Here is a 25,118-nt window from a genome sequence, read left to right as displayed (position 1 = left end):
TTCTGTCCGTCGTCGATGAGTCAGGCGGGCGTGGCCCCTTGTCCACTTTCGGGCCAGTGTTTCTCGCCGGCGTGACCCAGCTCAGGGTGCGCCGGCCCTGTAATGCTCGGCGTTTTCCTGAGCTGTCATGCCGGTGTCAATCCAAAGTTCGTCTGGCAGGAACCCTGCTCCCACCCGGTTTCCTCCGACGTTAAGTCGTTTCCAAGTCAGCTCGTTGGCAATGTGCCCTGCGAACGAGCTCACTCCACGGATTGCGTCGGCTAGCTCGTGCGCATTTGGTCCCAGCTCCGCCCGGACCAGGGGATGCGCATTACCCTGGGCATTAAGTTCTTTGATGATTTGCTGAGCAACTGGGACATGCCACCGTTCGTTTAGGCGCCTATCCACGGCGTACAGATGTACGCTCCAAATGTCGGCCATCTGGCCAATCCATTGCAGTCTTTCATCTCGTGTTCTCAGCGTCTCTGCTTGCACCGCGCCGACGTCGCTGTGCTCGAAGCCAAGATCACTTTCCACCTCCGAGAGCGCTGCCAACGCATCAGGGAACTTCTTGTTGGCCATTACAATTTTGGCGTTTCGAAGTACTTCAAACTGCTGCCAAGCATCCTCCAGAGCTTCGGAGCTGATGGCTAGAGCTTCGAAAAGTATTGGACGGAGAAATTGGTAGAGTCGCGGAGACGCGTTTTCCAGAGCCCGATCCGTGCCCAAAATGCGTGCCAGCAGCTCATCCTCATTCCTTTGATCGCTCGGCACCTCCCGCGATAGTAAGCGTCGTAGCAGGACATAGCGCCTGGAAGCGACGGCTGCGATACCAGCGGCGTAATACAGGATAGAGCCTGCTATGCGGTTCATTCGAGTAGTTTTACAAGGCCGGATGCTTTCTGTTGATGTGAGAATCGATCAAGCTCTTCGACCCACCAGCCGTCCGTGTCATCGCCTCCCCAATATGCAAGGGTTGCAATCAAAGCAGCCGGTACTTTGCAGGCTTCTTCTACCCTGCCGACCATAGCCAGGTAACCATCTTCCGCTTCGGTTGGATTGTCCCCCAAATTGAGCTCGGGGACGCGGCGAAGCCTGTCGAACTCTCGAGACAGCGTGTCGTGTAAACGGATTGCAACCCAGCGTCCGGACAGTTCTCTCTTGGCTGTCTCCGCAGCTACGGAGACAGTAAGGGGGTGACGCGAAGCACGATTCGTTAGGGCGGCAAGGGAATCTGCGATGCGCCCGAAAGCCGTGTCGGCATCAAGGGGCACCAGGTAGCCGTTCATTAGCTGCCGGAATTCTGCCGCTAGTGGGGACTGATAGCCGGGCTCAACCCACATCATGGTGTACCGGGAAGGATAATTCGCTTTGATGGCGTCCACTAGCGCAGGATCGTAGGTCGCTGACCAGCCGGCGATAATCAGTCCGTAGTCGCGAAGGATGCGCCGGAGGAGCTCGAACATTTCCGGTTCATAGACATCAAGCTCTGCTGTCGTATTCAGCATGGACGTGGGGTTGAGGTAGTCACCATGGAGATGGACGATGCAGCATTCCAAGGTATGAAGTGGAGCCAACCCCGCGACGTCGCCCGCTGACGAAACGATTGTTGGTTCAATGCCTTCTTCTCTGATGGCCTGCTCTAGAAGCCTGTCGAAGTTAAGTGTGACCAGCACCCGCAGGGTCCCGGCTTTGACTAGCTTGGCGATCGACCTGTGTGCCAACGTTGGCCTTCTAGCCTCTGATTCATCGTCAGGATCGGCCGGTTCGAAGTATTCACGCAACAGCCGTTGTCGCTCAAGCTGTGAGGGCGCCAATTTTTCCAATAAATTCTCGTACCGGGCTTCTTCACCAAAACGAGCTTCGTACCAAGCTGCAGGATCCTCAGGTTCGTCTTCTCCTATAAGGACGGCAACCCTAGAAATCAGATCGGTCACTACACCCCAGGCAGTGAGGATTCCGCTCGGGGCAGAAACTCCAGCGCCGAGGAGCACTGCGTATGCCCCTGGGTTTGCTTTCAGGGAAAAGGCAAGTGACAGCAGTATGTCCTCGTCGATGGTGGTAGTCGTCATGGAATCACCATAACTAGGCATAGTCAGCGCGGAACCACACGAACAAAACGTGTCCCACACCTGCACCCTCATATCCTTGGGGAATGGACTTCACTTCTCTCCACCGGGCCATAGGCGTCGGTCCACAGCCCCTGACCGATGCACTGTTGGATACGGCAGCGGAGTTGGGGGCAGTGGAGTCGCATGACCTCGACTGGAAGTCACAACTACCGGCTAAGAAGGCATTGCCGCAAAGTGACTTCCCAAAAGATGTGGCCGCTATGGCCAATAACGGTGGTGGCTTGATCGTCTACGGCATGAACGAGACTCAGAAAGCTGCAACTGACCGCACCGATGTAGGGGACTTTGATGAGGGCTACGAAAGAGCCTTACGTAGCCCTGCCATAACCGCAATCACACCGCCGATGTTCGGTTTGAAGATCTACCGCCTCGGAACTGAATCCGCGAAGAACCGTGCCGTAGTCGTTGAAGTTTCCGCCAGCACTGACGGCCCTCATCTGATCTACAGGAACGACCTTTTTGGTGCTCCAATCCGCAATGACGCGGACACGGTATGGATGAAGGAACGACAGATCGAAGCGATGTACCGGGCACGGTTCGATGAGCGGCGGCACGCATCCGAGGCCTTGGATGCGCTGTTCGACGAAGCGGCGGCCGGAAGGAAAACCACTGGAAGGGCCTGGATCATAGCCGTCGCCCACCCACGCGTTCCCAGGTTCTTAGGACGAATGGATCTCGAAGATGCCCGCCTCATCCTCAAGAACGCCGAACCACTCGCCCTAAGTTACGCGGGCAGCACCGGCGTCCATCCATTAGAAAGCGTTGATCGCCTGAACCCCCGCCCAGGACTCCGCAGGTGGGTCGCGGTTAACACGGCAACCGGTGATCGCGTGTGGAAACAGGCGTGGATCAGCATCCACCATGACGGATCAGTGACTCTGGCAGCCACAGTTGGAGGGCACCGGATGACCAGCGACGACTACTTCGAGGGTCACCAAGTCGAAGGCCGCGGCATAGAAGCATCCATCGCAGATTTCATGGCGCTCACCAGGGCGACAGCAGATTCAACGGGAAACGACGAGTACGACGTTAGAGTCGGGATCGAATGGGCAGGATCCAAACCGCTGGAAATCCTCACCCGCGACAACTCAGGTTTCATCTACGCTGATGCGTCTATCCCGTTGCACCGATTCACCCCAGTAGAGACCACGGTAGCCGCACGGGAACCGGACAACGACTTTCACGAACATACCTATGAGCTCGCCAGGGACTGCGTCAACCAAGGCGGAATTTCCAATCTCCACTTGATCGAGCGGCCAGGATCTTAGCCTGCCCTTTATTAAGTGGTGATGTGCAGCGCGCGGCGTTGGAGTTCGCGGTATACGGTGGTCCGGGAAATGCCGAAGAGTTCCGCCAACTCGGCTTGGGTGTGCTCCCCCGCATCATGAAGCGTCAGAAGGTGTTTCCGCTGCGTCTTGGACAGTTTCGGCTGCTTGCCCTTCAACCGGCCCTTGGCCCTGGCAACAGCCATCCCCTCTCGGGTACGCATACGGATCAGGTCCGCCTCGAATTCCGCAACCATGCCCAGGACGTTGAACAGCAACTTACCGACCGGATCCTTCGGATCATGAGTGCTGCCGCCAAGGCTAAGAACAACGCCCTTGGCCGTCAGCTCATCAGCGATGTCCCTGGCATCGGCAAGGGACCGCGCCAGGCGGTCGAGTTTGGTTACTACCAGAGTGTCACCGGCTCGGCACGCTGCCATCGCTTCCCGTAACCCGGGCCGCACCCGGCTCGTACCCGTCAGTCCGTGATCAACGAAGATCTGCTTCTCTCCCGCCCCCAACACAAGGAGTGCATTTCGTTGGGCCGACAGGTCCTGATCACTCGTTGACACCCGGGCGTAGCCGATCTTCATTCCACTCACCCCCACATTGTTGCAGTAGTCCCCCCATCACCGTGCATATCACCGTACTGGTCTTACGTACATGCCTGAGACCTGTGGCTGTTAGCGGTAAATGGCGGTCTTTTTGCGGCGCTGAATGTCGCCCTGCTAGTCGGCAAGCGCTCGTGACCGCCTGTAAAACGTCGCTCGGGACATACCGAGGTCCCGGGCAACCTGTGCTGCGGGCTCACCACCTTTGACCAGGCTAACAGCGCTTCTGATCTGACTATCAGTGACCCGGCGGGGCCGGCCGCCCAGGTCCTTGCCAGCTTCTCTTCGCTTGATTATGGAATCCGTGACGCGTTCGCGCTTGATCTCGTGTTCCATCTGCGCCAGGGCGGCCATGATCGTGAACAACATAGAGCCCATAGGTGTTGCTGTGTCGACGTCGCCTCCGCCAAGGTTCAGGACGCGCAGGCCGGCGCCCCGGCTGCGGAGTTCGTCGGCGAAGGCAAGCATGTTCTGGGTCGATCGCCCGAGCCGGTCCAAAGTCGCGATTACGAGGGTGTCACCCTCCATGAGCGCGTCGAGTGCTCGATCAAACTGGGGCCGCGACGCGCGCGCTCCGGAGACGCCCTGGTCGATGTAGATGTCATCGCGTCGAACACCGGCAGCCAGTAGATCCGCCCGCTGCCGATCCGTGGACTGCTGCCGCGTCGAAACCCGTGCATAGCCAATAAGTTTCGACATACCTGCCTCCGATGTGTCTCACAACTAATGATTAGTACGCCGATTTCAGCATAAGGTTTCGAGACATAGTTATGAGAATCGCCGGACGCAGAGAAAATCGCGAGATTTCACAGGAGTCAGGACAGAGCCAGTGAGACGTCTCGTATCCCAAGGGTTTCGAGACAACGTGGAGGATAGCGTCTAGGGCATCTTCACCGTGTATTTCATCGTGCCGGGTAAGCGTGCGTCTGGAGGGAGGCCACTGGATCGATGCAGATAGCATGCTTGCCTGCACGCCTGATGCCCAGTTTACGGGCGCCGGCTATAAGGCTTGGTCGGCGGCATAAGTGCAACATCAAGCGGACCGGACTGATCGCGGCTCGCATCGGTCGGCAGGACGAGAAGCGCAGCTTTGGCTCCGACTGGAAACTGAAGCCAAGATGGGAGACCTGAAGCCCCTCATTGGATTGAGGTCATTCCCCGCTTATGGCATCAAGGGCGGATTTGAGGGCCGGGCTAACTCGAGCCACCAGACGTCCTTCCTCGGATATTTCTGTTACTTGCTCGTAGTTCGTACCATCCCACCAAAAGACGTGCGGGCTCAGAGGCGCGGGTGCGTCGTTATATCCCATGGCTGTGAAGCGTGCCATCTCGGTGATCACTGATGCAGAGCCAGCGTCTTCGATGACATGCCAGACCAGTTGATGACGGTTTGGGACGCTCATGAGCCATCCGAGCTCGTCTCCGACGGATTTGCCGGTCAGTTCTGCGGCCAGGTGAGGAAGGAGAAGAGCGCGGCTCGCCGTATACACAGAGTCTCCCAAGAGGACATGGAATGAGCTGCCACTTGGTGTGGGCACAGTTGCGAGTTCTTCTACTTCCAATCCGTTCAGGTTAGCGATCCCATGAGTTCTGAGGGCTTCCCACCCGCCAAACCTTCTGCAGTTTTCGTGACTGAAAATGGCGACCGTGTCTGGGAGGTCCAGAGCGAGCATTTCAACGATGCCAGGAGCGAATTCGCTGTAGGGGTACCCGGTAATTCCTGACAAGCTGGCTTCGTCGTATAGCCGTGCGAAGGTCCGTCCCTTACTTGGGCCGAGGTAAGGCCGTCAAAGGGGTTTGGACCATCGACGCTTGTCAACGCGCGTTGAAGATGCTGGCGGATGGCATCGCGCCATCCATGCTTCGGCTGGTTGTAGCAAGCGATGCCCATGTTCCAGAATCCGAACTCCCGTCCAGAGTCATCTACAGCGTGACCAGGGTAAACGTGAACTTCAAGTCCCCTCTCGGCGAAAACCTCGCGGGCAATCGCCCGGAATTCGTTTGCCTCGGAAACTTTGAAGAATGTCAGTTCAGGGTCGCTTGCATCCGGTTCCGAAGACTTCTTCTTGAAGAGACTCACATTTACTCGCTTTCACTGTGACGATTCCGTCGATGCAGTTGCCTGACCCAGTTGAGAGCCAAGAGTTCTTCACTCTAAGCACCATGGAGCTGTCTCCTATTGATCCGACTAGCCTCTATCCGGCGGCGTCATTCACAGAACCACCAGCCATCCAGGACTCTCTGGACACTGCCTACGAGCACTCAACGCAGAGTGAACCCTTTAGCCTGACGATTACCTACGCAACCCGTTCAATGTCTCGTCACGATTTGCTTTGTCCTGTTGACGAGGTATCGGATTCCCTAGACCAGAAACCACGTGCATCTGAGCCGACCACGTCGTAGCTTCTCAGGCCCCGCACGTTCTCTGTGGAGTCCTCGCTGTCTTCTGCCGCTGCTTGTTTCCGGACTTTAAGGTCTCGGCGTTTCTTAGATAGGTCCCTGGGACGCCCCTCATATACGTAGACGGCCGCTAGCGCGATCGCTTTGTCAATGAGCATGCTTGCCCCGCTGGCCTGGACTGGACCATGGTATAGCACCCATTCAGCAACAGTCAGGGTGTTTTGCAGTTGTTCCATCGAAGCTTTTCGCGCCCATTCCGCCGCACTCTCCTCCCCAAAGGAGAGGAGAGCCGCCACAATCAGCCCGCGTCTGGTACTAATCAAAAGCACATCCCTTCACCCGTTCCTTCAGGACTGCGCCTGCCAGAGGAAACATGTTAGTCAAAGACTTCAACATCTATCCAGCGGCACGGCCAATATCCGCCCAGGAAGCGCCTGCAGCTTTGGCGGCCGCGACGGTTTTATCCAGACGGTGCGCGGCCTGACGGTGTTCCTTCGCCGCAGCCTCCACGCCAAGGATCGCTTCAGACGGTGCGATGTGGATCATCCACTCGTCCTGAACGGCATCCTCAACGCGTTCGGAAACATAAGCTCCGCCTCCTGGAGGGCAGTATTCTCTGCGGGAGGCGAAATCAGCCTCTTCAGGCGTGAGCACCCTTTGCCACAGCTCGCCCTGCCACCCACAGGTGCAGGCACCACGCCAGCTCATAATGAGGTCATGAGGAACGATCTCCTCATCGGGGTGGAATTCCCCTGCAGGTTGGTAGTTTCCGGTGATCCCGTGGAAGAGTATTCCCGCACCGGTTGAGCTGCCTGAGAGCCGTCCGTCGGGTGCGATTTCAGCCACCCAGCCTTCGTGTTGGTAGTCGTTGGATGTCCAGCCCATGGCTTCATGCCTTCCTGTCAGGGTTTCCTGACAGGAAGTCTCTCAGGGACCTCTGACAATAACCAGAGCCGCCCAAGCGTAGGACAGCCCGAGGACGTTCCTGCCCTGGCGGGGCTTAGTGTTTGGTGTCCTTGGCTGGCGACTCGTTCTTGGATCCCGAGTCGCTGTCGCTGAACTTCCCGTCCTTGTTCTGGATGCGGACTTCCCCGTGGCCGCCGCCGGTGTTCTCAACGATTTCCTTGGCCCTCTTCTCGGCGGCCTTCTTCGTGGGTTCATGGGCAGAGACCCGTTTGGCGTCTTCTTTCTTGACGTCCCAGCCGCCACGATCGTTGTTGGGGACTACGTACCGGTCGTTGTCGTTGCCTTTGGCCATTTCGATCCGCTCCTTGCCGACGTGAACTGATTTTTGGGCCCAGCTTAACGGCGAATGACTGGACCGCCCCTCTATATGTGCCCGTTTATTGGCAATCGTGACGGGAAAATTGAAATCGGTGCCGATCACTCAGCCGCTTCAATAAGCTCAGGGCCATTATTGCGGACGCTGTTGACGCGGGTGCTGACAACCCGGGGCGTCAGGGTTGGTTCCGGCAGGGAATCGAGCAGGTGTTGGACGTCTGCTTTGTCGGTCAGGTCAGGGTCGAGCCATTCCGCGAAGCGGTCCTGCGGGATGATGACCGGCGACCGCTCGTGGACGTGTCCCAGCGCGTCCTGGGTGACTGTGGTCAGGACCGTGCAGGTGAGCAGCCACCGTTCTGGATCATCCTCGGGCAACGCGGGATCAGGCCAGAACTCGTACAGGCCGGCGAAGCCGAGCAATGGTTCCTTCTCGGAGAACAGATAGTTCGGGATCTTCTTTCCGTCGTCGGTCTTTTGCCATTCGTAGTAGCCCTCGGCCGGAACAATCGCCCGGCGCTTCACTGCGGCCGACCTAAACGAGGGCTTCTCCAAGATGCTCTCACTCCTGGCATTGATGAGCTTGGAGCCGATCTTCACATCCTTGGCCCAGGACGGCACCAGACCCCACTTGGCGATCAACAGGCGCCGGTCAAGGGTGCCCTCATCCAGGCGTTCGGCCACGATCGGCACGTTCTGGGTCGGGGCGACGTTCCAGCTCGGCCCCGGCGGGCTGCCTTCAACTTCCTTCGCCTCGAAGTGGCTCAGAAGGTCGCTCGCTGCTTTGGACATCACGTATCTGCCGCACATGAGCTCATTCTGCCCGTAAAACCTCCAAAGCCAAGGTCGTCTCGGCTCTGCTGCCGGTCAGTAGCCCACTTCGACGTCGAAATGATCAGCTGGGCGGCCGGTAAGTCGTGCCGCGGCAGCTTTGACCGTTTCGGGGATCTCCCGGACGCCTTGCACGGAGACCTCAAGATCGGGCAGCTCCTGTATTTGAAGGTCCATCCGACCATCAGTGGCTTTCTTTATTCTTACCGTCAGCCTCACGCCCGACCCTTCCATGTCCGTTTTCAGGGCACCCACCACCTGCCAAGGGATGGCGCATTTCTTCCCTTAGTATCAAGCCCATGTTCCGGTTACGTTTCCTGTGCTTGTTGGTGGGCGGGGACCCCGGCTACCAGGATTCGGGCCAGGTCGTGCAGCTTCTGGTTCCGGTCGTTGGAAGCTTTGCGGAGGATATCGAACGCTTCCTGGGGTGTGCACCGGTTTTGGGAGATGATCACCCCGCATGCGGTATCGATAACTGACCTGTTGGTCATGGCAGCATCAAGGTCGGCCGCGTTCTCGTTCAATACGGTGATGCGGACCGCCAGCCGGAGCGCCTTGCCGGCAACTCCCGCGAAGGTCAACGCACTCGCGACGGCCCGTGATGAGAAAGAGCCCGGGATTGGCGCGAAGAAGTTCAGCACGGCGGAGGCACCCTGTTCCAGTTCCATCGGGACGCCCAGAGTGCTGCGCATACCGGCCGCGCTCAAGGCTTGGCAGTACTCGCTCCACTGCGGTGATAACAGAGCATCTTCAAGAAGGACCGCGCGATCGCGAGTCAGCGCCTCCACGCAGGGCCCCTCCCCCAACGTCTGCTCGATCCTGTCCAGGACCATCGCTGTGTCGCTGCTCCCGCCGATCGTTGAGGTTCGCTTGCGCCGCTCCAGCGTCACTGCGCACTCGATACGGGTATCGGTAACCCGCGACATCACCGAAGCGCCTAAGACCGCGAGCCCATCGAGGAACACTTTGATGTCTTCTGCAGCAACAAGCAGATCAGCCAATCGTTCCGAATCGGCGGACCAATCCTCCACGACACCAGAATCCAACCCGAACACCGCCGTTCACAACAGATACCCATAATCGAAAGGACTTCCCCGCTGAAGTTCAGGACGCCCTGACGCATATCGCCACAAACGGCGGCCGGCAGCAGCAGCTGGGAGAACACTGCGAATAATTTAGCAAGGAAGTCTAGCAATGCCATAACAACGGCGGGGTCGTCCGCCAGACTCCTGGCTGGTGGCGGGTTATCCGTCGGGCGTTACCGAGGTGTTCTTGGCGCGGAGCCGCTGTTCCAGCTTGGCTTCGGCGGCCTCCCGTCGCTTCCCTACAATGAGCATTTGCTGGGTAGCGGGGTTATGCAACGGAAGCCTCTGCATGTCCTGCGGAACCGCAGCCGGGCGCTCCCGCGGCAAGGGCTTCCGTGATGATTGCTGGACCATGTCTCCATGATCCCACCGCTCACCGGTCCAGAACATGGGTGCCGATGCTCAGTCGACGGTCCTTGTGACTAAGCCGTGGCACGGTAGCTGGGGTGGCCTGCCCACTGCAAGACCGACCACCCAGTACGCCTACGCTTCCGCCAGACGCTTCAAGCATGGCCGCTGCATCTCAAAGAGAGAGCAATGAACACCTCAAGATTCCATCAAGAATCAACGCCGAATCGGCTGACTTCAAATAGATGCCGGCATTCCGGGTCGAAAGGGCGACCGAGAATCCCATTTCCTTGGAAGTGGAACGCCCGAACCGATGGGCCGTCCGTCGAGGAAACAGCCAGCCCGTGTGACCGCCGTCCGCCGCTGCTGAGGAGCCGGACAATCACTGTTGAGTCGCCGACTTCGCGAGCTGGCTTGTTGGTTGCGCTGCCCTGCTGCTCCCGCGACGGCACGTACGGAGACTCGTTCTACGTGCTGTTCACTCTCATGCCTCTACGGCGGTGATGGCGTAGTGGGCGATGCGGAGGAGGTCCTCTTTGCTGGCGCCGTCGCGGGCCTGCTGGCTCATACCTTGTAGCGTCGCTCCGACGAAGGCCGCCAATGCATGAGTGTCTGTGATTTGGAGATCCCGCCTGCTTCGCGGTCCCGGGTCAGTGCTTCTGCCATGGCCAGGATGTTGTCGTTGCGCATTTTGGACAGCCGCTCTGCGACGTGGCGGTTCGCGGAGGTCATCGCCACGGCGGAGCTGATCACCAGCCGAGCCCGACAGATTGATCCGGCAAGTACTTGATGCAGGCGGCAATCTCGTCCCGCCGAAAGACTTAGTCCTTGAGAAGAAGTATGAAAAGTTGGTGTCCATTGCGACTTGGCACCCTTTTCGAAGCCCTGGTCCCCGCGCTCACACTGCGATAGACCGACCAGGCGAAGATAACTAGTAAAAATTGCTAAGGAGCCTTATGGTAAGCCTATGGCCGGGGAATGTCCCGTGGCGCTATTGATACTCGGATTTGCGACTGAGGAGAACAAATGACACCCACCCATAACCCGGCCCGGAACCGAACAACGATTCAGCGGGCAGCGCAGATAGTCGGAGCCGTGTTCCTGCTTGTAGGGGTCCTGGGCTTCATCCCGGGGATCACTTCGAACTACGAGACCCTGTCGTTCGCCGGCCATACCTCCGACGCTCTCCTGCTGGGAATCTTCCAGGTCTCAATCCTGCACAACATTGTGCACCTGCTCTTCGGAGTGGCCGGCATCCTGATGTCCCGCACCTCCGGCCAAGCCCGCAACTACCTTATCGGCGGCGGAGCCGTCTACTTGGTCCTGTGGATCTACGGCTTGGTCATCGACCAGGAATCCTCCGCTAACTTCGTCCCGGTCAACAACGCCGACAACTGGCTCCACCTGATCCTGGGGATCGGCATGCTCGCCCTGGGCCTGGCCCTCAGCCGCCGGACCTCCACCGGCCACACGGCCACAACCGGCCACTAAGACACCGATACCACCTGCGCATGAACCGGAACCACCCTGCGCAGCCAACCGCCTCGACCATCCAGCAGGATGGCATGACCATTTCCCGCCGCGCCGATGCCTGAACTCGAACACTGGCCCACCAGTCGCCTGCTCTCCACAGCTGCCCGGCTTGTTGAGCAGGGATGGAATGAACAGCTGCGGAGCCTGGATCTGACATATCCGGCTGTGATCGCGCTCGAGGCGCTGGCAGCCACGGGCCCCATCACGCAAACCCGCCTTGCCCACGTCATTCGCGTACAGGGTCAAACCATAGGACCGACACTGCACAAGCTCGAATCCCAAGGCTACATAAGTCGCCGACACGCCCCCGGGGACCGTCGCAGTCAATACGTCTCCATCACCGACGAGGGCAAGGACCTGCTGGAGAGGGCCCGCAGTCTGGAACGCATCATGCTGGCAAACTTTTCCATCGACCCCAGCGAACTGCGTGACCCGCTGGAGAACATCGTGCACAACGCAGGCAACAGAATCGGCACGGCAGAAACATTCCCCACATCAAACCCCAACGGATAGAACCGGCCTCGCCCTCAACCTCATAGCGGAGAGGAGCACCTGTCCGATTCAGAAAGAAAGGATTTGGCTGCACAGATCGACTCTCTGTCATCTGCTGCTGCGAAGAGCGATGCCGGGAAGGACAGCGGGACCCAGCGGCCTCCCAGCTCGGCGTCACGACCTACGGCCGTGCCGTTCTCGGCGGCAAGGTAACCGCGTTCCCACCGACCAAGGGTTCGGGCCTCGCTCAATGCCTGGGTGGTCTCCACATCGGCCACCTTCACGTCGTAACCAGCAGCCTGCAGAACATCCATCTGCGCACGAGCGTTCTTTTCCCCCGACAACGTGCCATCAATGACAATGTTGTCCCCTCGGCCAATGGCATCCCGAATCGCCTTCTTCGCCAGGATGGAGGATTCATTGTGGACCAAAGCAGCCAGTTCGCGGGGGTAAAATTCTTCCCCTTTTGATTCCAGCTCTCGTACCTCATCGGGAACCATGTAGCTCTCATAGCTACCGTCCGCGAGAGCCTGCATCAGCAAGTCGTCTTTGAAGTCGTCAGGGTTGATTGACAACCATTGGTCCGGGCGCGTCCGGGTTTGGGCAATGAGAGCACTCTGCGCAGTAGACTTCCCGACGCCTGGAGGCCCCGCAAGAACGATCGCTTTCCTGTTCCTCAGCACTTCCGGTTTCGACGCCACAAAAGCAGCCAGGATCTCGTTGTGCAGGGCACGTCGCTCTTGGCGTGGCTGCTGCCGCCTGACGTTAAACCATTCCGGATTTTGCGTTGTCGCGTGCCGGGAATGAGCCGTCAGCGGCCCACCCTCGGCACACAGTTCTTCCAGGTGGGCGCGGTGCTCGGAAGCCTGGGCGTTAGTAGTCACGCATTACAGCGTAGTCACAGCGAGTCCGGAGCGTCCTCCGCCGCGTCCAAGATGGTGTCGTACGCGTCCCCGTCAATCAACCCTTTATCGAAGGCCTCCCCAACCTCGTCAAATGTGCCAGGAGGATTCGGGGGAAGAATGGCCTTCCATTCCCTGGCCAACTGGTCCGCGTGGTCAGGGGCCTTCACGTATGGCCATGCAGAAAGTTGGCGAACCATCTCGTCGCGATCGATGTCACCGGCAGCGTACCGCTCCGCAATTTCATAGGGGCTAGCTCCGCTAAACCCTTCCGGGATCGCCTTCACCCCCCGGGACGCAGCCCTCGTCAGCGCCTGACTCACCGCAGACTGAGTGATCTGCAGAGCCCTCGCTATATCCCGCTGCGGAAGGCCGCTTTGCACGGCATCCTGCAACGCCCTGAAGTAATCCAAACGGCCCAAATCTTCACGCGCCAACGCGCGCCGAGCCAGGTCTATGGCGTGGCCTGGTTGAGTAATCGTCATATCCACACCTCCTATATAAGAAAGCTTATCAGAGGGTATTAGCGACCTTATATGAGCTCGCAAGCGTGGAGATGCAAGTGGTTGTGTCCCACTTTCCTGGGAGCGGAACGCCAGGTCCCTCGCCACGTTCCGAAGACGGCCCGGTTAGTCTTCTTGCGCAGGCAGTTAACCCCAGTTAAGATCACCTGCCCGCGCGGGCTCCGGCCACGGCTGACACCGTTCCTGGCGCCCAGGGGTGGGCGAGCGACAGACATGAGACATCCAAGCGAACCGCCACCCCTAAACCTGGCCCCAAGACACCAAAGGTCCTACGTATGCGCAGCAGCCTCGCGCTCGTACGCCTGGCGTAAAACATCCCCCGCCCGGGACGTCACCTCGGGAACCAAGCCAGCATGAACGCCGGTGAACGGGGCGGCCTCCTCATGAGCTCGCCCCAGGACCTCCACTTGCCACAAGGCAACCTGCCACTGCACCGGCAGGGACTGCATGGCTGCAAGGAGCCGGCCAAATTCGAACGTTCCCAAAGATCTGCCTCCAGGCGGGTTCGCATCAGACCCGACGTCCCCGCCATCGAGCAACTGTGCAACCCCGGACGCATCCATGTCCCCGCCCCTCCACGAGTGATTAGCGCTAGTGTGCGCCTGGATGTGCGCGCTAACAACTGGAATATCTTCCAACCTCGCAGAGACACTCGCTAGGCGTCCCACTTCCTTGGAACCGGAACACCTTCAGAGTGCGGCCTCTGTGGCAAGAAAGCGACTGAGTAAAACCCGTCGGAACAGAACCTACGGCGTGCAGCCGACGGCCCTGCCGATGGGCTCGTTCAACTACTGTCCTGTGCCATTCAAAAACCCGGGGCTATTCCACCCTGAAGCTGGCAAGGCTTACGTAGGCCAGTGGGCGGAGTACGTAATGGGCTCCTATAACAAACCTAAGACTAAGATTTGGTTTAAAGACGCCCAAGGGAACAACCTTCGCTACTACCTTCCCGACAACACAACGGGCCTAAATGGCGACGAATATAAGAATGTTGCCAAGTTGTCCCTTACCAGACAACTCAGAGAAACGCGTGCGGCTATCAACGCTCAAGGTGGCGTCTACACCTTGTACGTGCGGCGTAACACTTACCTCTCGGGGCCCCTGCAGGCAGCAATTGATGGGAAGACCTTCAAGCTTGACTATCTGCCTGACACACTTTGAACGGTACCGCAGTACCGGCTTCCTGAATGTGAGAGCCGGTGACCATACTAAGGAATACTCGAACACATGTCGGTTGCACTCTCCATCTACAGCACGACCCGTATAGGCCCAGATGAGGTCGCGGCTTTAGTGCGCTCGGTTCCAAAGCTGGATCCTACGCTGTCAGGCGTGATTGAACACGGTGCGGGGCTAGTGCACGTTAGCAAAGGCCCCGGGCGGCCCCCCGAATTTACGGTGGACGGCCCGTTCGCTGTTGAGAAGGAAGACATACCGTCCGAGGTGACTGCACGCGTTCTCGGAGCTAAGTGGCTTTACCAGGTTCATCTTGAGGGGAGTACCGACGAGACCTTCACCGATGCGGATAAGGTCTCGAGGAAACTCACAAAAGCATCTAAGGGGGTCCTCATCGATGAGCAAACGGGCGAAGCGTGGCCAAAGACGAGCCAACGCCGGATGCCACGTCCAAAATCGCAAGGTTTAGTTGATGAAGTAAAGCTGCGTTGGTTTTACATCTTGGACGAAGCCCCCGACGACCTCGCGGCCCGTTACCTCAAGCTCTCGAGACAATTCTTTCCGGAAGCACTGCCCCGGCGTTATGGGAGCTACGAACCGCTGCAAGGAAACCTTGAACGCGACGGCGACGCCGGTTTCGTCGATTCCCTAGCTAGGGATGAGAAGTATCAAACTCACCTGTCGGGCCGGTTTCCTGTCAAGGGTGGGACGTTCACAGGAAGGTTGCAGTTCCCTGGTCGAGTGCGGGACATCTCATTGAGTGTCGACCGAACGGCCGTCGAGGATCCCATGTGGAGGGCGGATTTGCAGCACCTCTTTAAAGCAATAGCGTCTGAGCTCAGGTGTTTTTATGCTTCGGCAGAAGTACTAAGACCAGGGCTGACGCGTCGCGGCATTACATCTTTCAATATGTATGAGGATTTCGATTTTCCGCTCAGTTTTGGACGATGGCTGGGACTTCCCAGCTATCCAGTGTGGTGGTCATGGTATGACCAGCCTTACGCCGACCTTGTGCAGCCCCATTTGTCCGGTGCCGCTGTTAATCCGGACGGTTCGCTGTTTCACTCCTGGCATGAAGCACCTATGGACCGCGACTATCTCCGAAGTATGCTTCCGGACCGCGGGTCTCCATGGATTCCAGTTGAATTTTCAATGCAGGGTGGCGATTCTTCGCAACATGCAGCTGTGATACCTCCGGAATATGCGTAGGTGAGCAGGCATGAGTCACAAGTCGTGCTGCTTTCGATATGGCCCGCGCCCCAGGCGACCACAGCAGATGACCTTCTCATAACAGGCGTTCGCTGTTGTATCTGTGGTCATCGCCCACTCGGGTTCGCGTGTCGAGGAAGCGTGATGCCGCTCCTTCCAGGTCTCCTTGAAGTGGAGTGAGTGGAGCCTCTTCCGGGAACGGCTCGGCTTCTCCACTCTCGGGCTCTCCCGCCACGGTGGTTCGACGTGCCATTCGAGCGTCAGCCCGCGCAACGATCACCACAGGTTTCCATGCAGGCATACTGCAACTACACAAGGATATTCCAGCGACCATCCCTTAGTTTTGGACCTTACGATGGGATCCCCAGCAAGCCATATGGCTGATCGCCGTCGAGTGATTGGAAAAGTTCGTGTCGTATGACCTAACGGTATATTCCTCTGCACCCCTCGGCCAAGAGGGCCTTGCTGAACTGCTCCGCTCAGCTGGTTTGGACGTCAAGCGTCCCACCGCTCAGGGTATGGATCCCGGGCAGTTGGTCATAGTACGTGGGAAGAAGTCCCAGTATTGCTTCACCCTCGATGGTCCATTCCCCTTGGAAGATGAGGACATCCCAGAGGAGATTACGGCGGTGATCCTAGCGCCGAAGTTTCTCTACCAAGTAGCCGTAGAAGGAAGCGATCGAACATCGATCCCCTCAGCTGTACGTTTCTCAAAGAAGCTCGCAGAGGCAACCACGGGCGCTGCCTATGACATCCAGACTGGTGACATTTGGCCACGGAAGTCCCTTAGAACACCGTCCAAACCCGCAAAGAACACCCAGGTCCGGGCGGTCCAGATTGAGTGGTATTACTTAGTCAACGAAGCGCCTATTGATATCCCCGAGATCTACTGCAGATTGGCTAGGAAGTATCTGCCCGAAGCGCTCCCCCGGCGCTTCGGAACCTACGAACCGTTCGCAGGCAACTTTGAACGAGACGGCGCAGAGGGGGTGGCAAGGATGTTGAGAGAAGAACCTAACGGCATGCTCCAGTTCTACGGAACCTACCCGGTAGGCTTGGGTTTCATTCTCGGCATCGATTACAACACCCGAGGCGACGTGAGCAGCGTCGGACTAACCATGGATTGCTCCGTGCTGCAGACGAATCCTGGGTGGCTGGAGAACCTGCATCGCTTCTTCGTTCACTTCGCGCGAGAAACCCATAGTTTCTTCTCGTCCGCTGAGGTTATTCGCGGCTTCGTCTATAATGGCAAGACTGTGAGTAGTCGATGGGAGAGTGAATCGCCCGGTAGGCTGCAGGATTTAGGTAAGTGGTCCGGGCTTGCGAATTATCCGCAGTGGTGGACTTGGTATTCGGACATCTACTCCGAGCTCGCACTGCCGCACCTGACCAGTCGAATTGAGAAGTATGAGAACGGCATCTTCCACGCATGGGACGAAAAACCCCTAGATCGCGACGCCATCCAGCTCTTACTCGGAGACCCTCAGAAGCCATGGATTCCTGCCGAATTTAGTCCGACGTACAATGAGCATGGCCACATCATGGCGGTAGCTTCCAATGTACCCCAGCGGTTAGCATCATGAACTCGGCAGCGGTCCAGCGCCGTCCCCGATAAGTACCCAATCAGGGATCCAAGGCTCGGGTACGGGAGATTTGTTCCTAGACGGCTAACCATTTAGCGAAGGCGCGTTCCTCCCTCCGAAGGGAGGAACACCGATGGTGATCCTTGGAACCGGAAGATCCGCCGGAACGACCGTGTGGCGACGATTTCTGTGTGCCATCAACTGGCCTCCGCGTAACATTTCCGTCCCGGATGTTGGCCCGGTTCTCCTGCCGTGGACAGCGTCACAGAGACGACTGCCGGGACAGCTACCTCCGTGGCTCAGGAGTCCATGGCCAGATAGCGGTAGACGGTGGCTCGGCTGGCTCCTATGAGCTTTCCGATGTCCGCCGGTTTGAGCCCGCGAGCCTTCAGTTCATGCGCCCTCTTGACCTTCTCGTGGTCTGCAGTGATCTCCCGGCGTCCAGCGCTCCTTCCGTTGGCAGCTGCGGCGGCCATGCCGGCCTTGGTGCGTTCGGAGAGTTGGTCTCGTTCGAGCTGGGCGAACGCGGAAATGATGGTGACCATGGCCTGGGCCATCGCTCCCCCGATTTCGCTGGCCGGGTCAGTGGCGATGCCATCCCTCAGGGAACGGAACTTGATGCCTCGCGCCTTGAATTCATCCAAGAGCTCGAGTAGGTGGCGGGTGTTGCGTCCCAGCCGGTCCAGCTTCCACACCACGACTTCATCCCCTAGACCGAGACGGTCCAGCATCCGGTCCAACTCTGGACGGCTCACCCTAGTCCCGCTGATCCCTTGGTCTTTATAGATTCGCTCGCACCCAGCTGCTTCCAGTTCGCGGATCTGCAAATCAGTGTTTTGGTCAGCCAGACTGACTCGGGCATATCCAAGGCGTGCCATCGCTTCTCCGGGTCTCATCAAAGGACAAATACGGGTGATATTGAGAATACCTTAGTGAGACACATTGTTGGGACAGGCGGCAGGCCGGAAGCCCGCGAACCAAAATCGTCGACGAAAACACAGCACGCAGTTCTTATCAAAGGATCCATTGATGAGATGAACTCAGGGAGCGACAGGTTGCTGTTATCCCCCCGTCATCGTGCATTTCTCCGTGCGGGTCTTGCTGTGGAGTTTAGCGATAAATGGCGGTGTTTTGGCAGCGCTGTCTGGCGCATACGCTGTCCGCAAGGGTTTAGCCGAGCGTGTGATTTCTGAGTTTCTGCAGCCGGTTAGCCTGCCCTATAGGGCCTCGTAGTTCAGGGTTTCCTCGGTGGGTTGTAGATGCCGGGTGGTAGGTCCAGTGGTTCGCGGTTGCGGAGGATCTCAGGGATCACGGACGCGACACCGAGTGGTGCCATCTGTTGGTCGGAGTAGGTTGCGGAGTATTCGGCAGGGATCCACGGTAGGTTCTGAACCCCGAGCTCTTCGGCAAGTTCACGGCGGTCGAGGGGTTGGTCGCTGAAAGCGCGGAAAAGGCCACCGGAGTGTTCGGAAGCCTCGGGCCCGAGGAATTGCCCTATCTCGGGCGCAAGCCGGGGGCCGGCCCAAATCCACCAGAGTGGGTAGGGCGGGAATCCTACCCACTGATCAGGTGGAAGCCGAAAGAACGGACGGCGCTGCATGTCTTGCCCGCGTACCATTTCGGCAGATGCATAGACCGCGCCGAGCTCGGTGGCCACCGCAAGGAAGAACCGGCGGAGTGCGCTCCTGAGCGCATCTTCGGCGAGAGCATGTCCGTCCACGACCAAAGTGATTCGGGTGAACGGGATACCCCAGCCAAGTTCCTGGGCCTCTATGCTGCCGTACCTGACCGGTGGTGGGTTCTTGTAGTAGATGTCCCAGCCATTGGATTCGTCGTTGTAAAACTCATCGATGAAGCCTTTTTCACCGCTCGAATCGAACCGAAACTGAAGGGGTTCGTACTTGCCGAAACGCACCGGGACGGCTTCGGGAAGAAGCTCCCGGGCTATCCGGAGATAGCCCTCCAGGTAGTCTGACGGGAGGTCGTCTTGGAGGAGCAACCAGCTCATCCAGACGTCCTTATATTCCTTTTGTGGTTCCGTCCGTGGTGGTTGTTCCTTTTTCTTCTTGGGTTGCGGCCATATCTCCGAGGTCTGTTCATCCATGACTACCCCGTGGCAGGCTTTGGCTAGCTTCCGTGCGAAGCGGACACAATGCGGGATCTCGGCTTCCTGGGTGCCTTCAACGAGGATCTGGAACATCGTGGCGGCCTCAGGCAGGACCGTGGTGATCTCGTCCGGGACGTCCTCGGCTTCGACCGGGAACGGCCCGTCCACGGTGAAGCTGTAGCCCCGCTTGACCCCGCGAAGGACCAGCACGCCACTGTCATCGGAATTCTCTGGATCGGCATGCAGTCCACGGGTATTTCCCACGAGCAACCACACCTGATCAACGGTGGGGGAACCAGGACAGTAGAGCGTCAGGTCATAAGACAAATGAGGTCCTCTGATCGGTAGGGTGGGCGGGCCGAAAGCGACCGATGCTGCTGGCAGCTACTTCTATATGTTCCTATGTCCGGTCGGGCTTTAGCGGGGGCGGGACAAGCATCTGGGTGAGCCGTTCGGGCATGACATCCGCGAACCGGCTCTCAGGCTGTCCGACCTCGCCCGTGAGCTCGGTAGGTACCCACTCGGCCGCCGTAGGCCAGCGCTCAATGATCTCTTCCCGGCCAAGCGGCTCATCCCCAAACCGATGCACGAAACCCTCCGGATACTCCTGAACCGCGCCTTGAAGGTGCGGGCGGACAAGGCCGGAGTACAAGGACGAGAACCAGGCCATCCAGACCGGGTGGGGGCTGAGTCCCAACCACCGTCCCCAAGCTTCCTTCTGGTAGTAGAGGCTTGGCTTGGAGGCGTAGCACCACAATGAGCGACCGTTCCATCCCCATCCCGAGTCGACTTCAGCGGCGGCATAGAAGCTGCGAAGCTCAATGGCCATGGCAACGAAGAAGCGCTCCAGAGCTTCCTGCCACCGAGGATCCTCCAACGCAACCCGGTGAATCTTGAGCGAGACGGCTTGGACATCGCCCTCCCTGATCGGTCGGTCTTGGTTCATGTGACCGCCGAAGATGCCGGTGAAGTAGATACCGGCGGTGGGGAAGGTCCCGACAGCGAAGACGTCCTTGTCCTCAGCGAAGAACTTCACGAACGCCTCGTCGCCGTCCCGTGCCAGGTTGCCTTGCAGCGGCTCGTAGCTGCCGAACCGCTTCGGCAGAGCCTCCGGTAGATACTGGCGGGCCAGGTCCAGATACCGCTGCGGGAGGTCGTCCCGGACCTCGTCCATGAGGTGGTACCAGCGGACTTCCACGATGTCGATCATGGTGTCGCGTTCAGGCCTGGCTGCCGCGCGGTTGCTGGTCTTGGGCCAGATCTCTTCGGTCTGCAGGTCCTGCGCTGCTCCGTTGGCTTCCTTGGCCAGGCGCTTGGCGAACCGGACAGCGTGCGGGATGGACGCTGCATTACTGCCTTCAACCATGATGCTGTACATGACGCGGGCACCCAGGACGGCGGCCGTGACCTCATGCGGCACGTCTTCGGGCTCGACCAGGTACGAGCCTTCCAGGGTAAAGCAATACGCAGCTTTCTTGCCCCGCAAGATGTGCCAATTCTGGGGGCCAGCAGCGCTTCCGCCGGCGCTTTCCTCCAGCTGCAAACCTGGCGAAGCATCCACGAGAGCGGTCAGGGTTTCGACGTCCAAGGCCTTGGGCAGGTACACGGCAAGGTCATATGACATGACCACAGGCTAGATGTGTTCGCTCCTCCATCAAAACGTGACCCAAGGTGCCGTGCACGCTGCCGTGATACGCGGCGACCGCAAGCACCAACCACTTTTCCAACTCCGGCAGCGTCAGCGCAGCCATCTTCTCAGAGTCATAGCGGCCGCGCTCCGCTGGGTTCGAGAAAGTAGTTCCGGGAAGTTCGTGAATCCGGCGCATCGCCGTGCCGATCACGCGCTCAACAATGCCGCCATAGTGAGGTCGCCCCGGTGGCCGATAGGACAAACGGATCCCGTGCTGCTCACACCCGCGCCGCAACGCCTCGCTTTTGAACTCCGCGGCGTTATCCAGGTACAGCGACCTCGGCTTGCCGCTCATCGGCCAATCCGCCTCCACACCGAGCCGTTCGAGCCACGGTCGTTTGTCACCGGCAGCATGGGCAAGGCACAACCCCGCGGACACCGCCGACGGCGGTTCCAACGTCACGACCATGCCCAAAATCGTTCGGCTGTGAACATCGATCGCAACCGTCAAATACGGGCGGCCAATCGATAGACGCTCGCGCTCATCCACCACGATCACATCAATAACCGTGTGATCAATCTGCACCTGCTCCAAGATCGAGCCGATCACCGGCACGTCACCACCGGCAGACTGCAGCGGCCTCACAGCCTCCGCGCCTTCCCTGCGCCGGCCGACGACAACCGGGTTGAGCATCGAGATGCGCCTGGCCACTGTGTTTCTGGTCGGGGCCTTCAATCCCCGCGCTGCACAGGCGCGGGTAATCTCTCGGTGGAGCGCAGCCACGCTTCGTCTCTGTCTTGTCAAAAACCGTCTGCGGATCAGATCACGAATGATTTCCTCAACCGGCTCAGGCAGCCCGTTCCCGCCCTTTCCGCCGGTTGAACGGCGAACCGCAAGGTCGGTGACAAGACCAGAACCGTGGCGGTACCTGTTCAGGAGCGCGTAAACCTGCCTGCGGGAAATACCAAGCTCCACCGCGGCCCTGTCTGCGGCGGCAATCCCGATTGCGCCCCGCGCCGCCAATGACCCAATCACTGCAGTCCGACTCTTAGCCTGTTCCCACGCCGCATCCGACATGGTCAGCTGCCCTCGGGCAGCAATGCGAAGTGGATCTGCGTCCATGTCTGCCTCCTTTGGGAACAGGAGTATCGAACAAAAGCGACCTTAGTGCAGAGGAGTACCGGTCAGCCAGTGCTCACAAGTCAACTGCACAACTCCCTGACCACAGGAGTGTTTGCGCAGTCAGCTTCTGAACATGACACTAATGTCTTTTGCTCGGAAACCGCCGTTTTCATACCCAGCCAGGCCCAAGCAGAGTCTGGTTAGAAAATTGGAACTTCCTCGGAGAATTCATGGCCGGCGGGACAGCGGTATAGCCCGATGCGGCTGGCGTGGGAGGGCTGATCTGCCGGCAGCTCGCCATGATCACCGCCAGCACCAAATGACCTCATTCGAGGACGATAGCCGTGCGGTGGTGTTTCGACTGCGCAAATGGGGCAGAGGCGAAGATCACTCACAGGCTTTCCCGTCTGTTGAACTGTTCTTAGCAACTCTAGATTTCAGCAGCACTTTGACGAAGGAACCTTCCCACCTACGGACATGTAAGAAGTCTGATGAGTACTACAGCAGCCACGATGTAAAGCCTTGCCGTCTAACGGGCCATGGTCCGACTGCTTGTTACCATGCTCGAGCCTATTCAGGGAGAAGTCTCATGACGTCAGGGGTTTTGCTCTATTGAGCCAGCGCACAAATGTAGAAGAGAGTCATCCCTCTTTTACGACCTCAGCTATCTCACCTGAAATTTCGGCGATCGTATGGATGGCTGTGTTCCTAGCGATTTTGTCAACCAGTGATGGGGAGACCTTGGCTATGTCGTCCCGGGAAATTTCATGCCAGATCGGAAGCATCCGCTGATCACCGTTCACGTTCATCCCAATGATTCCATCCAGTTCATACTGAGGCCATCCCTTGGCAAAGAATGATTTTGATAGCACTACCACGCCAAAAGAGCTATGAGCCAGTCCATAGTCAATTTTCCGGCGAAGACTGTCCCCTATCCGAAGTTCCGTTTTATCCAGCCATACCCGGAGCCCGTGCTCGCGAAGAGCGTTCGCGAGAGGCTCCGCCACAGCCTCCTTATCCTCAGAAGCATGGGAAACAAAGACATCCCATGTCTCGCCTACATCGTCGGGAACAACAGGAGGACGCTCATGACGGATGTTGGAGAGCGACTGGGGCGCAGAAGTCCTGGCTACCGGCAGCGCAGGGGGCTCCACACTAACTGAAGAACGCAGAGTGCCGCCCTTTAATCCCATTTGGTCAATAGTGAGGTACCAGCTTCCTGACCGGGGAACCAAGATACGGAACGGTGACCTATTTACCAGACCGCCAACATATCGATGGTTTCGCCCGGCTTTGTAGGCATTGAAGTTAGAGCTATCCATGAGTCGAACATTGGCGCCCCTGCTTAGGGTGACAACAACCGTTGCTCCCTTGTCCAGCCGCGTGAAATGGTACTTAGTGAAAGGTAGACCAGCCATGCCTGTTCCTTAGATTGAAGGCCGTGCCCAGCTGGCAGACCGTCCGATGAGCAAATCACATCCCTCCGACATTTCTCGTCCACGCACTCACCCTCCTAAATGTGGTTACGGAGTCTGGGATGGGCTCGGTCCCGTGAATCATAGGTGCGACGCTGGAGCTCGGGACAAGCAAACCCACAGGACCGCGGCTCGGGGCCATCTATTCGGCAAGAACGGTGAAGCTGCTGCTACCTACCGCCCCACTGTCTTTGTCCTCAACCTTCACTTCGTACGTCCCCGGGGTCGTGATTCTAAGTAGGTTCTCGCTGGCTCTAGCCCAGCGGGTTTCAAGGTTGGTGCACTGGCCGTATAGCTCTGTCGGAATCGATTGTGGGCCTGATATGGTCACGGCAATCTGACAATCGTTGCTCCTAATTTCTGTGCCGTCCGCGCGTCGGCCTGACCACCCATACGCAACCTGGATCTGGCCGAATCCGCCGACCATCTGATATAGGTTTTCCTTTTGTCCTATGACCTTCCAATAGGTAGTTAGGCCCAGCTCAGACTTCACGACTATTGACGACAGGATGTCCGCTGGAATGGCGGCCGGTGGCGTCGATGGAGGTGAAGTTGGTCGGGAGGGCGTCGTGCTGGGCGTACCCGTCCCAGCCGGAGAAGGGGACGTGCCATCAGACGCCTGTTGGGACGGGCCTTGACTCGCAGAAGCTACAGTCGGCGGATTCTTCGGCAAGAGATCATCAAGGGTGAAGTCTGTGAATGCCTGAAGGAGGGTAATCGTCGCGATAACCACAGCTAAGAAACTCAGGCCCCCCAGAGCCTTCCAGTGCCTCTTCCACCCCGTGAGCTTCTTGCCGTCAGTTGAATCAGGTGCAATCGTCATGGGAGCCCCTCACACACTTTCGACGCAACGATTCAGAGCCCCAGCCGTGATTGTTGATCGTCTGTTTTTCTTGCTCACTTTACGATGCGCCGGGTCAGAAGTCTCGAATCCAGCTGCAACGTTCCAGGGAATCGGTTTCCAGAGGACGCCCACTGAGCCGAGGCGTCCGAGCAGTGCTTCCGGTTTTACAAAGCTCCTAATCTCATGCCAGGTTCCTGGATGCCCGCCCCTGGGTTGTCGCGTCTTGCGATGATGGGCTTCTGTCCGGTGAGCCTCGGCTCAGCCCTAATAGCGTGGCCTGGCGGACAGGATCTGCAGATTGCACGGTCGAAGGGCTGGCAGGGTAGGCAAGCGAGCCGGCCTGTTCCCCGGCGGGATTTGGCGAGGTCAATGGGGCACCCGCAGGAGAGCCGTTCGGCTTGGCGACCCCTGTGCGATCACCTAAGCGAGCCGCCTTTGTCGCACGATCACAGACCAGGGACTTTCTATCCATGAATGGCCTTCGTCACAAATCACACTTTTCTGTGTGTTGACTGGACATTTCTTGGATTTTCCCTCAACTCCAGGATAGTCTGCTCTCGCTAGTCGAAATTGGGGGTTCGAGACTGCGTCTAC

General features: G+C 58.4%; 26 protein-coding genes and 1 pseudogene. 6 read left to right on the top strand and 21 right to left on the bottom strand.

Translation table 11 applies throughout. The annotated features are described in order from the left end of the window. Positions 1–81: 81 nt before the first annotated feature. On the bottom strand, positions 82–852 hold the full coding sequence (locus tag ABQM86_RS00345; RefSeq protein WP_369745637.1) for a hypothetical protein: 771 nt from the start codon (positions 850–852) through the stop codon (positions 82–84). Beyond that, positions 849–2,051: an SIR2 family protein gene (locus tag ABQM86_RS00340; protein WP_369745636.1), complete on the bottom strand. Its 1,203-nt coding sequence runs from the start codon at positions 2,049–2,051 to the stop codon at positions 849–851. The genes ABQM86_RS00345 and ABQM86_RS00340 overlap by 4 nt, the downstream gene beginning before the upstream one ends. Before the next feature lie 173 nt (positions 2,052–2,224). On the opposite strand from ABQM86_RS00340, the gene ABQM86_RS00335 reads away from it, so the two are divergent. Next, on the top strand, positions 2,225–3,379 hold the full coding sequence (locus tag ABQM86_RS00335) for a helix-turn-helix domain-containing protein (RefSeq protein ID WP_369745635.1): 1,155 nt from the start codon (positions 2,225–2,227) through the stop codon (positions 3,377–3,379). Between the two features lie 11 nt (positions 3,380–3,390). Here the strand turns inward: ABQM86_RS00335 and ABQM86_RS00330 are convergent, their stop codons facing one another. From ABQM86_RS00330 to ABQM86_RS00285, 10 genes are all read right to left on the bottom strand, one after another. Next, positions 3,391–3,969, bottom strand: coding sequence for a recombinase family protein (locus ABQM86_RS00330; RefSeq protein ID WP_369746703.1), 579 nt, complete (start codon positions 3,967–3,969; stop codon positions 3,391–3,393). A 135-nt stretch (positions 3,970–4,104) separates the two neighbouring features. After that, complete coding sequence (locus ABQM86_RS00325) at positions 4,105–4,686, bottom strand: recombinase family protein (RefSeq protein WP_369745634.1); 582 nt, start codon at positions 4,684–4,686, stop codon at positions 4,105–4,107. A 452-nt stretch (positions 4,687–5,138) separates the two neighbouring features. Continuing rightward, positions 5,139–5,714 (bottom strand): hypothetical protein, encoded by a 576-nt coding sequence (locus ABQM86_RS00320; protein ID WP_369745633.1) that lies wholly within the window; start codon positions 5,712–5,714, stop codon positions 5,139–5,141. A 1,069-nt stretch (positions 5,715–6,783) separates the two neighbouring features. Continuing rightward, a complete protein-coding gene (locus tag ABQM86_RS00315) occupies positions 6,784–7,272 on the bottom strand; it encodes a hypothetical protein (protein WP_369745632.1) in 489 nt (162 codons plus the stop codon). A gap of 115 nt (positions 7,273–7,387) precedes the next feature. After that, positions 7,388–7,645 carry a DUF2188 domain-containing protein gene (locus ABQM86_RS00310; RefSeq protein WP_369745631.1) on the bottom strand — a complete coding sequence of 86 codons (258 nt, stop codon included), beginning with the start codon at positions 7,643–7,645 and terminating at the stop codon, positions 7,388–7,390. A 125-nt stretch (positions 7,646–7,770) separates the two neighbouring features. Then, a complete protein-coding gene (locus tag ABQM86_RS00305) occupies positions 7,771–8,475 on the bottom strand; it encodes an SOS response-associated peptidase (RefSeq protein WP_369745630.1) in 705 nt (234 codons plus the stop codon). A gap of 57 nt (positions 8,476–8,532) precedes the next feature. Then, positions 8,533–8,673, bottom strand: a complete 141-nt coding sequence (locus tag ABQM86_RS00300) for a hypothetical protein (protein WP_369745629.1) — start codon at positions 8,671–8,673, stop codon at positions 8,533–8,535. 131 nt (positions 8,674–8,804) lie between these two features. Beyond that, a complete protein-coding gene (locus ABQM86_RS00295) occupies positions 8,805–9,527 on the bottom strand; it encodes a GAF and ANTAR domain-containing protein (RefSeq protein ID WP_369745628.1) in 723 nt (240 codons plus the stop codon). A 213-nt stretch (positions 9,528–9,740) separates the two neighbouring features. Next, a complete protein-coding gene (locus ABQM86_RS00290) occupies positions 9,741–9,935 on the bottom strand; it encodes a hypothetical protein (protein WP_369745627.1) in 195 nt (64 codons plus the stop codon). Between the two features lie 558 nt (positions 9,936–10,493). Next, a complete protein-coding gene (locus ABQM86_RS00285) occupies positions 10,494–10,682 on the bottom strand; it encodes a hypothetical protein (RefSeq protein WP_369745626.1) in 189 nt (62 codons plus the stop codon). Between the two features lie 273 nt (positions 10,683–10,955). Here ABQM86_RS00285 and ABQM86_RS00280 point away from each other — a divergent pair, with 273 nt between their 5' ends. Together ABQM86_RS00280 and ABQM86_RS00275 are read left to right on the top strand one after the other, a co-directional pair. Continuing rightward, positions 10,956–11,420, top strand: a complete 465-nt coding sequence (locus tag ABQM86_RS00280; RefSeq protein ID WP_369745625.1) for a DUF4383 domain-containing protein — start codon at positions 10,956–10,958, stop codon at positions 11,418–11,420. Positions 11,421–11,516: 96 nt separating this feature from the next. After that, positions 11,517–11,975: a MarR family transcriptional regulator gene (locus ABQM86_RS00275; protein WP_280628106.1), complete on the top strand. Its 459-nt coding sequence runs from the start codon at positions 11,517–11,519 to the stop codon at positions 11,973–11,975. A gap of 20 nt (positions 11,976–11,995) precedes the next feature. Here ABQM86_RS00275 and ABQM86_RS00270 read toward each other — a convergent pair whose 3' ends face one another. The 3 genes from ABQM86_RS00270 to ABQM86_RS00260 all read right to left on the bottom strand — a co-directional run bounded on the left by ABQM86_RS00270 (position 11,996) and on the right by ABQM86_RS00260 (position 13,943). Beyond that, positions 11,996–12,838, bottom strand: coding sequence for a zeta toxin family protein (locus ABQM86_RS00270; RefSeq protein WP_369745623.1), 843 nt, complete (start codon positions 12,836–12,838; stop codon positions 11,996–11,998). A 14-nt stretch (positions 12,839–12,852) separates the two neighbouring features. Further along, positions 12,853–13,341 (bottom strand): hypothetical protein, encoded by a 489-nt coding sequence (locus ABQM86_RS00265; RefSeq protein WP_369745622.1) that lies wholly within the window; start codon positions 13,339–13,341, stop codon positions 12,853–12,855. 308 nt (positions 13,342–13,649) lie between these two features. Further along, positions 13,650–13,943: a hypothetical protein gene (locus ABQM86_RS00260; protein WP_369745621.1), complete on the bottom strand. Its 294-nt coding sequence runs from the start codon at positions 13,941–13,943 to the stop codon at positions 13,650–13,652. A gap of 190 nt (positions 13,944–14,133) precedes the next feature. Here ABQM86_RS00260 and ABQM86_RS00255 point away from each other — a divergent pair, with 190 nt between their 5' ends. The 3 genes from ABQM86_RS00255 (at position 14,134) to ABQM86_RS00245 (ending at position 17,345) form a co-directional block, all read left to right on the top strand. Next, complete coding sequence (locus tag ABQM86_RS00255) at positions 14,134–14,541, top strand: putative toxin (RefSeq protein WP_369745620.1); 408 nt, start codon at positions 14,134–14,136, stop codon at positions 14,539–14,541. A 66-nt stretch (positions 14,542–14,607) separates the two neighbouring features. Continuing rightward, positions 14,608–15,762, top strand: a complete 1,155-nt coding sequence (locus tag ABQM86_RS00250; protein ID WP_369745619.1) for a hypothetical protein — start codon at positions 14,608–14,610, stop codon at positions 15,760–15,762. A gap of 410 nt (positions 15,763–16,172) precedes the next feature. Continuing rightward, positions 16,173–17,345, top strand: coding sequence for a hypothetical protein (locus ABQM86_RS00245; protein ID WP_369745618.1), 1,173 nt, complete (start codon positions 16,173–16,175; stop codon positions 17,343–17,345). 299 nt (positions 17,346–17,644) lie between these two features. Here ABQM86_RS00245 and ABQM86_RS00240 read toward each other — a convergent pair whose 3' ends face one another. The 6 genes and pseudogenes from ABQM86_RS00240 to ABQM86_RS00215 all read right to left on the bottom strand — a co-directional run bounded on the left by ABQM86_RS00240 (position 17,645) and on the right by ABQM86_RS00215 (position 24,503). After that, entirely contained in the window at positions 17,645–18,223 is a 579-nt protein-coding gene (locus ABQM86_RS00240; protein WP_369745617.1) for a recombinase family protein, read from the bottom strand. A 356-nt stretch (positions 18,224–18,579) separates the two neighbouring features. Further along, the gene (locus tag ABQM86_RS00235; RefSeq protein WP_369745616.1) at positions 18,580–19,779 is read right to left on the bottom strand and encodes a hypothetical protein; all 1,200 of its coding nucleotides are present in this window, start codon (positions 19,777–19,779) and stop codon (positions 18,580–18,582) included. 73 nt (positions 19,780–19,852) lie between these two features. Beyond that, on the bottom strand, positions 19,853–21,076 hold the full coding sequence (locus ABQM86_RS00230) for a hypothetical protein (RefSeq protein WP_369745615.1): 1,224 nt from the start codon (positions 21,074–21,076) through the stop codon (positions 19,853–19,855). Positions 21,077–21,119: 43 nt separating this feature from the next. Further along, positions 21,120–22,205: pseudogene (locus ABQM86_RS00225) on the bottom strand (DDE-type integrase/transposase/recombinase); the annotation flags it as partial. Between the two features lie 641 nt (positions 22,206–22,846). After that, the gene (locus ABQM86_RS00220) at positions 22,847–23,623 is read right to left on the bottom strand and encodes a DUF1883 domain-containing protein (protein ID WP_369745614.1); all 777 of its coding nucleotides are present in this window, start codon (positions 23,621–23,623) and stop codon (positions 22,847–22,849) included. A gap of 199 nt (positions 23,624–23,822) precedes the next feature. Continuing rightward, a complete protein-coding gene (locus ABQM86_RS00215) occupies positions 23,823–24,503 on the bottom strand; it encodes a hypothetical protein (protein WP_369745613.1) in 681 nt (226 codons plus the stop codon). Positions 24,504–25,118 lie beyond the last annotated feature (615 nt).

This window comes from Paenarthrobacter sp. AMU7, from assembly GCF_041200195.1.
In the GTDB taxonomy this organism is placed as follows: domain Bacteria; phylum Actinomycetota; class Actinomycetes; order Actinomycetales; family Micrococcaceae; genus Arthrobacter.
The sequence above is the reverse complement of the archived record's forward strand: the minus strand, read 5'-3'. Positions and strand labels throughout refer to the sequence as shown.